The sequence below is a fragment of the Psychromonas antarctica genome (assembly GCF_022267535.1).
GTDB classification, from domain to species: domain Bacteria; phylum Pseudomonadota; class Gammaproteobacteria; order Enterobacterales; family Psychromonadaceae; genus Psychromonas; species Psychromonas antarctica.
In genome coordinates, this window is sequence record NZ_JAHNZV010000098.1 from 1 (window position 1) to 10,225 (window position 10,225).

At 40.7% G+C, this 10,225-nt stretch carries 8 protein-coding genes; 4 read left to right on the top strand and 4 right to left on the bottom strand.

Going from position 1 to position 10,225, the window contains the following annotated elements:
- Nucleotides 1-208 precede the first annotated feature (208 nt).
- The 4 genes from mnmA (at nt 209) to KSO91_RS14110 (ending at nt 4,700) form a co-directional block, all read left to right on the top strand.
- Nucleotides 209-1,312, top strand: coding sequence for a tRNA 2-thiouridine(34) synthase MnmA (gene mnmA / locus KSO91_RS14095; protein WP_238743674.1), 1,104 nt, complete (start codon nt 209-211; stop codon nt 1,310-1,312).
- A gap of 87 nt (nt 1,313-1,399) precedes the next feature.
- Nucleotides 1,400-2,029 (top strand): high frequency lysogenization protein HflD, encoded by a 630-nt coding sequence (hflD, locus tag KSO91_RS14100; protein ID WP_238743675.1) that lies wholly within the window; start codon nt 1,400-1,402, stop codon nt 2,027-2,029.
- A gap of 65 nt (nt 2,030-2,094) precedes the next feature.
- Complete coding sequence (purB, locus tag KSO91_RS14105; protein ID WP_238743676.1) at nt 2,095-3,468, top strand: adenylosuccinate lyase; 1,374 nt, start codon at nt 2,095-2,097, stop codon at nt 3,466-3,468.
- 104 nt (nt 3,469-3,572) lie between these two features.
- The gene (locus tag KSO91_RS14110; RefSeq protein ID WP_238743677.1) at nt 3,573-4,700 is read left to right on the top strand and encodes a ribosomal protein uL16 3-hydroxylase; all 1,128 of its coding nucleotides are present in this window, start codon (nt 3,573-3,575) and stop codon (nt 4,698-4,700) included.
- A 65-nt stretch (nt 4,701-4,765) separates the two neighbouring features.
- Here the strand turns inward: KSO91_RS14110 and KSO91_RS14115 are convergent, their stop codons facing one another.
- The 4 genes from KSO91_RS14115 to htpG form a co-directional block, all read right to left on the bottom strand.
- A complete protein-coding gene (locus tag KSO91_RS14115; RefSeq protein ID WP_238743678.1) occupies nt 4,766-5,221 on the bottom strand; it encodes a C40 family peptidase in 456 nt (151 codons plus the stop codon).
- 54 nt (nt 5,222-5,275) lie between these two features.
- Nucleotides 5,276-6,235: a ferrochelatase gene (gene hemH / locus KSO91_RS14120; protein WP_238743679.1), complete on the bottom strand. Its 960-nt coding sequence runs from the start codon at nt 6,233-6,235 to the stop codon at nt 5,276-5,278.
- 111 nt (nt 6,236-6,346) lie between these two features.
- A complete protein-coding gene (gene adk / locus KSO91_RS14125; protein ID WP_238743680.1) occupies nt 6,347-6,991 on the bottom strand; it encodes an adenylate kinase in 645 nt (214 codons plus the stop codon).
- A gap of 125 nt (nt 6,992-7,116) precedes the next feature.
- On the bottom strand, nt 7,117-9,021 hold the full coding sequence (gene htpG / locus KSO91_RS14130; protein WP_238743681.1) for a molecular chaperone HtpG: 1,905 nt from the start codon (nt 9,019-9,021) through the stop codon (nt 7,117-7,119).
- Nucleotides 9,022-10,225 lie beyond the last annotated feature (1,204 nt).

The window sequence follows — 10,225 nt, forward strand, 5'->3', positions numbered from 1 at the left end:
ATGTAATAGTAAAGCTCAATGATAGGCCAAGAAAGAAAATAAATTACAAAACACCAGCCAAATTAATGGCTGAATACATGGCAGCTATAGCTGCGTAGCGGTTATGCACTTCAGAGTTGAATCTGCCCCTTTTAAAAGCCATTATTCCCCCTGCTTTCTGATTTAAATTCTGCTAAAATCACTCACAAAATTAGTAGGAGAATTATTTATGATAGACAATAGCCAAATTAAAGTAATCGTCGGTATGTCCGGCGGTGTAGATTCATCCGTCTCTGCGTATTTATTACAGCAACAGGGGTATCAGGTTGAAGGGCTATTTATGAAAAACTGGGAAGAGGACGATACGGATACATATTGCGCCGCGGCCCAAGATCTTCTTGATGCACAGGCTGTCTGTGATAAATTAGGCATCCCCTTGCATACTATCAATTTTGCCGCAGAATACTGGGATAATGTCTTTGAGCATTTTCTTGCTGAATATAAAGCAGGCCGCACCCCTAACCCTGACATCATGTGTAATAAGGAAATTAAATTCAAAGCCTTTTTGGAATTTGCTGCTGAAGATCTAGGGGCTGATTATATTGCTACTGGGCATTATGTACGCCGTCGAGAAATAGATGGTCATGTACAACTGCTGCGTGGGCTCGATAATAATAAAGATCAAAGCTACTTTTTATATGCAGTGGGTGAGCAGCAGATAGCAAAAACCTTATTTCCGGTCGGTGAATTAGAAAAACCGATGGTTCGTCGTATTGCCGAAGAGCAAAATTTAATTACCCACAACAAAAAAGACAGCACCGGCATCTGTTTTATTGGTGAGCGTAAATTTACAGAATTCTTGCAAGAGTACCTGCCAGCACAACCTGGGGACATTGTTACCCCTACAGGTGAAGTAATTGGGCAACATCAAGGCTTGATGTACCACACGCTGGGACAACGTAAAGGCTTAGGTATCGGAGGGTTACAGAATTCCAATGAAAATCCTTGGTACGTTGTTGGCAAAGATATGCAAAATAATCGTTTATTAGTAGCACAAGGTGCGGATCATCCAGCACTATTCTCTTACGGCCTGATTGCTAAACAATGTGACTGGGTAGATCGCACTGTCAAAACCGCCCCCTTCAGATGTACGCTAAAAACCCGTTATCGCCAGCAGGATATCGCCTGTTCTGTAACGCCGATTGATGACGATACTTTAAACGTAATTTTCGATGAACCACAAGCGGCCGTAACGCCAGGCCAATCAGCGGTATTTTATCAAGATGAGGTATGCTTAGGCGGCGCCATTATTGAGCAGCACTTACAAAAATAATCATGTTTTTTATTTTTGTAATCATCTATTTATGATGATTAAACGAATAAAAGATAACAGCACATTTACCATAAGAGAAATAAAATCATGTCATTTCATAATTTACAATCTCGCAATATTGCATTCGCAGCCATGTGCCAAGCAGCCTACTTAGTTGACAAAATAGCAACCAAAGGGATCTGCCCTGATGCGCCGGCCTTTAATGCTTCTCTTCGTTCTATTATGCACACCGAGAGCGACTCCCCATTAGAAATTTTTGGTGGTTATGAATCACTGCAAGTGGGTTTTAAAAGCATGCTTGAACAACTTGATAACAGCAGCAATAAACGCAATATGCAGGTCACAAAATATATTATTGGCATGTTGGCTATTGAGAAAAAACTAACAGCTAACGGCTCAGCCTTAAATCTACTTGGTGAGCGGATCAATCAGGTACAACGCCAGCTGGCACATTTTGAAATTGATGACAGTAGCGTATTAAGTAATTTAAACGCTATCTATAAAGACCTAATCAGTAATTTAGGACCCAAAATTCAAGTCAATGGTAACCCGTCTTGCTTGCAACAGGAGCAGACTCAGCATAAAATCCGCGCACTGTTATTAGCGGGGGTTCGTGCCGCCGTTTTATGGCGTCAAATTGGTGGAAAACGCCGCCAATTACTCTTCTCGCGTAAAGCGATGATTTATCAGACTAAACAAGATTTACACCGAGTTTAATCAGACTTCATTACGATTAAAACAACATAGTTTTAAAACAACCTACTTTTACTTAGGAGCAACAAATGGAACTTTCAGGACTAACAGCTGTATCACCAGTTGACGGCCGTTACGGTAGCAAAACGGAACCTTTACGCGGTATTTTCAGTGAGTTTGGTTTAATCAAATTCCGCGTACAAGTTGAAGTGCGCTGGTTACAAAAACTAGCAGAAACAGCCGGTATTGCAGAAGTTCCAGCATTTTCTGAACAAGCAAATGCTCACCTTAATGCCATTTTAGCCGATTTTAGTGAAGCCGATGCAGCCCGTGTTAAAGCGATCGAGGCAACCACTAACCATGATGTGAAAGCCGTTGAGTACTTCCTAAAAGAAAAAGTAGCTGATATTACTGAATTAAATGCGGTTTCTGAGTTTATTCATTTTGCTTGCACCTCAGAAGATATCAATAACCTATCTCACGCTCTGATGCTTAGCACAGCTAAAAATGAAATTATTCTTCCTTACTGCAATAAAATTGTTGCGGCGATCAAAGCAAAAGCTATCGAATATAAAACATTACCAATGATGTCTCGCACCCATGGGCAACCAGCGTCACCAACCACTCTTGGCAAAGAGCTTATCAATGTAGTGGCCCGTCTACAACGCCAAGTTAAACAGATTGAAGCAACGGAAATGTTAGGAAAAACCAATGGCGCAGTAGGTAACTACAATGCTCACCTAAGTGCTTATCCTGAACTTGATTGGCAAGGTTTTGCTGAGCAGTTTGTAACAAGTTTAGGGGTTACTTTTAACCCGTACACGACACAAATCGAACCGCATGATTATATCGCCGAATTCTTTGATGCGATTGCCCGTTTCAATACCATTCTTTTGGATTTTGACCGCGACATGTGGGGCTATATCTGCCTTGGTCACTTTAAACAAAAAACCATTGCGGGTGAAATTGGCTCTTCAACTATGCCACATAAAGTGAATCCGATTGATTTTGAAAACTCAGAAGGTAACTTAGGCCTAGCCAATGCTATTTTTGATCACCTTGCTGCAAAATTACCGGTTTCTCGCTGGCAACGAGATCTAACGGATTCAACTGTACTACGTAACTTAGGAGTAGCAATCGGTTATTCAGTGATCGCTTATGAGTCAAGTTTAAAAGGGATCAGTAAGTTAGAAGCTAATGAAGCCAATATGCTTAAAGACTTAGATGCAAACTGGGAAGTATTGGCTGAGCCAATCCAAACTGTTATGCGTCGTTATGGTATCGAAAAACCTTACGAAAAATTAAAAGAGTTAACCCGCGGTAAACGTGTGGATGGCCCAGGTATGTCTGCATTTATTGACACACTCGAATTAACTGATGCAGTTAAAGCTGAGCTAAAAGCGATGACACCGGCTAATTATATTGGTCAGGCAATTAATTTAGTTGAAAAACTAGTCGACTAAGTTCGCATATTAGAAGTTTATTAAGGCAACCCACGGGTTGCCTTTTTTGTATACTGTATGATTAGATTAAACATTATATATCATCATTCTTAGGAGTTTTTTTTATGTTCGAACTCAATTTAGATATTAGCCATTTTCTCGATACCTACTGGCAGAAAAAACCGACTGTAATAAAAAAAGGTTTTATCGACTTTGATGACCCTATTATGCCCGATGAAATTGCGGGGTTATCCATGGAAGAAGAGATCGAAAGCCGCCTCGTTTATAAGGTAGATGATCAATGGCACGCCGAATCGGGGCCATTTACAGATTTTGAAAAGCTGGAAAATGAAGGTGTGAGTTTATTAGTGCAAGCTGTAGATCACTGGCACGTTGAGTCACAAGAGTTAGTGCGTCCTTTTCGTTTTTTACCAAACTGGCGTATTGATGACCTGATGATCAGCTATTCCACTTCGAAGGGAGGGGTCGGCCCACATATCGATAATTACGATGTTTTTATTATTCAAGGATTAGGAAAACGTCATTGGCGAGTTGGTAAAAAAAACACTCAGCAACCCATTTCGGGCCATGGTGTGCTCAGACATTGTGAACCTTTTGATGCAATTATTAATGTTAATCTTGAGCCCGGCGATATTTTGTATATCCCATCCGGTTGCCCACATGAGGGTTACGCCATCGAGCCTAGCATCAATTACAGTGTTGGCTTTCGCGCACCGGATCAAAATGATCTATTAAGCAGTTTTACAGATTACAATATCGATAATAATGAACCATCAGAGCGCTATATAGATAATGTGATGCAAGTACGAGAAAAACCTGGGCAGATTGAAACACAAGAATTAGAAGAGTTACATCGTGTGATGTTAGCCAAATGTCAGACACCCGATGCGCTTATTCCTTGGTTTGGGAAAATGGTCAGTGAAGCGAAACATGAGCTCGATATTGCTGAAATTGAGCAGCCACATACTTCTCAAGAGATACTTAACTTATTTGAAGAGGGGGCGCAATTTACCCGCCTAGGTGGATTACGAGCGATCTACTTCGAACAAGCAGCATACTATCTATTCATAAATGGCGATCAATTTGACTGTGAAGGTTTTACTGAATTAGGCCATCATCTGTGCGATCAAGATGAAGTGGGTAGTGAAGTCGTTGAGCTGCTTCAGGATGATACTGGTGCTTTAAATCTGTTTACTAAATTAGTTAATCTAGGTTACTGGTACGCTATTTAACGAGAATACAGCAAAGCAATGGTTGGATAGCTTTGCTGTTTATTGATTAAAATGCAAATAATCGTCTAATCAATAATTCGCCTAGCCTGCCAAAACTTACTCGCCCAATAAACATTATCTAAGGATGAAATGATCACGCCATTACTCGTTGACGCATGCAAAAACAGCTTCTCTCCAAGATAAATACCAACGTGATGCTCTTTCCAAGCGGTTTTAAAAAAGAGTAAATCAGCCACTTGAAGCGCATCTCGCTCTACAAAAAAACCAAGCTTTGCTTGTCTGCTTGCGGTCCGGGCAATACCAATATTAAAGCTATTCAAATAGATAGCTTGTACTAATGCAGAACAATCGACTCCTTTTTTACTCGCCCCACCAAAGCGGTAAGGAGTCCCTTTCCAGTGGTCATATTCATTGTCCAATAACGTAAAAAAAAACTTTTCTTCTGCGATGGTAGCTTGATTCAGTAGTTGAGGTTGTCTAGTCGAGCAGGCAGTCAAAAAAATCAATATCGATAATAGCAAATAAGACGTTCTAAATTTAAGTATCAACAAGCTAAACATAACTCGATTTACCGCCTATTTAGTTACCAACGCCTGTAATAAGGCAATATGCGCATCACTATCATTTAAGCAAGGAATATAATGAAACTGCTTGCCACCACTTGCCAAAAACAACGCCTTATTATCCATCGCTAACTCTTCCAACGTCTCCAAGCAATCACAGGAAAATGCAGGGCTGATAACATCAATCATTTCTATTCCCTGTGTGGCAATTTTTGGTAAAGTTTCATCAAGATAGGGTTTGAGCCACTCTTCGCGACCGACGCGCGACTGATAGCAGAGTTTGTATTGCAGATCCGTTAAGCCGAGTTCAGTGACCACTAGCTGTACTGTTTGTTCGCAGTGCATTTGATAAACATCCCCGAGTGTTACATAACGTTTGGGAATACCATGAAAAGAAAACACTAAACATTGCCCTTTACCATGCACTAGCCAATGACTGCGAATCGACTCCACTAATGCCCGAATATATAAAGGATGATCATGGTAATCATGGATAAAATTAATCGCGGGAAAATTAAACTGTTTTTTTATCGCCGCACTGAGTTGGTCAAAAACAGGTGCTGTCGTAGAAACTGAATACTGAGGATATAAAGGCAGTACAGTTAAATTTGTTATCCCCTGCAACTGCAGTTTCTGTATCTGCTGTGCAATTGACGGTTTGCCATAGGTCATAGCATACTCAACCGTTATGTTCTGGGAAACTAACCTGTCTGCTAATTTTTGAGTCTGCAACTTAGTGTAAAAGCGTAGCGGCGAGTCATTTTCAAACCAGATTTTTTTATAGAGCTTGGCCACCCGGGCACTACGTGTTGGTAAAATAATTAAATAAAGAATGGGTAACCAGATAATACGTGCGATATCAACCACTCGCCTATCCGATAAGAAATCGAGCAAAAAAGAGCGAACACTTTTTGTATCCGGTGACTCAGGCGTCCCTAAATTAACCAATAACACCGCATGTTTTTTATTCATTATTCACCTGCGTCTAAATTTCAGTGAAAAAAAGGGGGGGTGTATCCCCCTAATGTACCCAAGCCAGATAAATCTGTATATTAATATGGTTTAGGCTGTACCCAGTTTAAATTAAGCAAGAACATCAGTGAGTTCTGCACTAATAAGATCTACTGCTTTGGTACCATCAAATTTATGATAGGCGCCGTTACCTTGCTGCGCTTCATTTTGATAATACGTGACTAACGGCTCTGTCTGTGCGTGATAGATATCTAAACGTTTACGAACCGTTGATTCTTCATCATCAGGGCGAATAGTGAGTGCATCACCTGTAATGTCGTCTTTTCCTTCAACAGCAGGCGGATTATAAACGATATGATAAGTACGTCCCGAACCAGGATGAACACGACGTCCTGCCATGCGTTTAACTATTTCTTCATCAGGCACATCAAATTCAAGAACGAAATCAACAATAACACCAGCAGCTTTCATGGCATCCGCTTGTGGGATAGTGCGCGGGAAGCCATCTAATAAGAAACCCTTGGCGCAGTCTTGTGCAGCGATGCGCTCTTTCACTAAACCAATGATTAATTCATCCGAGACAAGCTGTCCTGCATCCATTAACTCTTTTGCTTTTAGGCCAAGCTCAGTACCCGCTTTTGCAGCTGCACGTAACATATCACCTGTAGAAATTTGTGGGATATTGTATCTATCCATCATAAATTGAGCTTGTGTGCCTTTGCCAGCACCTGGGGCACCGAGTAAGATAATGCGCATTGTTGCATCCTTTGTTAACGATTAATAAATTGAGGTAGAAATTTACACTTTTATGCCCTGTTTCTCAAGGCTACAAACAAAAAAGGCCAGCATAAGCTGGCCTTAACAAGACTTTGTCGCTGCTACTAGGCTAATAGTAGCTTATTAATACGTCCAACAAACTCAGATGGATCATCTAAACTACCTTTTTCTGACAGCGTAGCCTGCTCAAGCAATAACTCAGCCCATTGTGCGAATAATTCTTCATCCGCCATATCAGCCAATTTAACAATCATTGCATGCTCAGGATTAAGCTCAAAGATAGGCTTACTTTCTGGTACAGGCTGTCCCATCTGAGCCATTAATTTAGCCATCTGTGTGCTCATATCATCACTATCAGCAACGATACAAGAGGGAGTAGAAGTTAAGCGATGGGTTAAACGAACATCTTTAACTTTTTCGCCTAGCACTGTTTTAATACGATCGATAAAGCTAGCAAATTCTGTTTCTTGCTTCTCTTGCTCTTTTTTCTCTTCTTCACTATCAAGTTTACCTAAATCAAGATCGCCTTGGGTAACGGATGTGAATACTTTTCCTTCATACTCTGGTAAATGACTTAATAGCCATTCATCAACACGATCACTCAGCAGTAGAACTTCAATGCCTTTTTTACGTAGCACTTCTAAGTGTGGGCTATTTTTAGCGGCGTTAAAACTATCAGCAGTAATAAAGTAGATCTTATCTTGACCTTCGATCATTCGGCTAATATACGCATCTAAAGAAACGGTTTGCTCAATAGCATCAGTTTCTGTTGAAGAGAAACGGAATAGTTTAGCTATTTTCTCTTTGTTTTTTGAATCTTCAGCTGGGCCTTCTTTTAATACTTGGCCAAACTCTTTCCAGAAAGAGTTGTATTCTTCTTCGTTCTTATCGGCAAACTTAGTCAGCATGGATAGTACACGCTTAGTACATGCACCACGTAATTTGGCTGTAACGCGTGTATCCTGCAGTATTTCACGAGACACGTTTAAGGGTAAGTCATTTGAATCAAGTACACCTTTTACGAAACGCAGATAAGTCGGCATAAACTGCTCTGCATCATCCATAATGAAAACACGTTGCACATATAATTTTAAACCATGCGCTTTTTCACGATTCCAGAGGTCAAACGGGGCGCGTTTGGGAATGTAAAGCAAGCTTGTGTATTCCTGCTCACCTTCTACTTTGTTATGAGTCCAAGTTAGCGGGTTTTCAAAATCATTGGCGATATATTTATAGAATTCTTGGTATTCTTCATCATTTAGCTCGCTTTTATCGCAGCTCCAAAGCGCAGTAGCTTTGTTAACTGCAGTCCACTCGCCAGGAACAGCTGGAATCTTTTCACCATCAGGTCCTTCGGACTCTTCAGTAGCAGCTGAAAACATCTGTACAGGGATGCTAATATGATCTGAGTATTTAGCCACAACAGTACGCAATTTGTAATCGTTTAAAAATTCAGTTTCATCGTCACGAAGGTGTAGGATAATTTCAGTACCACGATCTGCTTTCTCGATATCAGCAACCGTATAATCAGACTCTCCCGCAGAAGACCAGCTGCTTCCTGTTGAAGCAGCTTCACCCGCTTTACGAGTGTTAACTGTCACTTTATCAGCGACAATAAAAGCCGAATAAAAACCAACACCAAATTGACCAATCAGCTGAGAGTCTTTAGCTTGATCACCAGAAAGATGTTCAAAAAACTCACTGGTACCAGATTTTGCAATCGTGCCTAAGTGCTCAATAACCTCATCACGTGTCATGCCAATGCCGTTATCGCTAATGGTAATAGTTCGAAGGTCACTATCAAAGCTTAAACGAACTCGCAGATCGGCGTCATTTTCAAAAAGTGATCCATCAGATAATGCTTTAAAACGTAACTTATCAGCAGCATCAGCAGCATTGGACACTAGTTCACGCAGAAAGATCTCTTTATTTGAGTATAAAGAGTGGATCATTAATTTAAGGAGTTTGCCAGTATCAGCACTAAAAGTATGATTTTGTTGATGTTCCATAATATCTATTTCTCTTTAGTTGGTCTAAACAAGACTTTGATTTAAACGATAAATATAAAATGGGGATGCAGGATGCAATTTCAAGGCAAGGCGATGAAATAATCATAAATAATCGAAGTTTTCGGAAATTTAAAGGATTAAAGTCATCAGAAAGGCGTAGCGATGCTCAGTAATTCTCGCCCGGCAATCATATGAAAAGAAATACAGAAAGAAATACAGCACTCAGTGCTGTGCCCGCTCATTTATTGAGCCAATCCCGTTAATTAAGTTTCTCAATTTATCCAGTCTCTATAACACCAGTTAGCTTAAATAAATGGCCTGATTTAACCATGACATATGACTGATATCTTTAACCCGTTTTTCAATAGAACGGAAGTCACCTGAAATACAATCCACGATATTTTCATATCTACTAAAGCATCGGTTGGCTAAATGGTGTTGCCCTAGCTAATTCCATTGATTCAATAGTTGAAGCTATCTGTAATACTTGGAATGATTTTGTAAGTGACAGCAAAAGAGTGGTAAAAATGTGTACTAGGGATTGGATGTCGCTGAACAATTATACCAATCCGCTTATTTAACTGGTCGTTTTTTATTTGGAAGTGCGGTTTTAACCCTGCAATACAAGAGTTTAGGCAGAAGCTTCGCGTGAACCTTACCTATCGGCAAACTCGCGCTATTATCATATGTTTTGAATGCAACTGCGTTAAGCGCTTAAACGAAAAAATCCCTGCTGACATAGTCAGCAGGGATTTTCCGTGTTCTTTATAATAAAGAGGGCGCTTGGCGATGGTCAGGGCTCGCAGAGCTCGTCCGCTCGTGACTCTTGCCTAACGGCAAACTCGCCCTACTATCACAGGTTTTGCATGCCACTGCGTGGCTGCTCTTTATTTCCCATGTTCGAGTAGTCATCGCGTTAAGCGCTTAAACGATAAAACCCCCACCCATCTTTCGAAGGATGGGGGGTTATCGTGTTCTTTATAATAAAGAGGGGCGCTTGGCGATGGTCAGGATTCGCAGAGCTCACCCGCTCGTGACACTTGCCTAGCGGCAAACTCGCCCTACTATCACAGGTTTTGAATGCCACTGCGTGGCTGCTCTTTATTTCCCATGTTCGAGTAGTCATCGCGTTAAACGCTTAAACGAAAAAATCCCTGCTGACTTAGTCAACAGGGATTATTCGTTTATTAGGTGTCTAGCAATG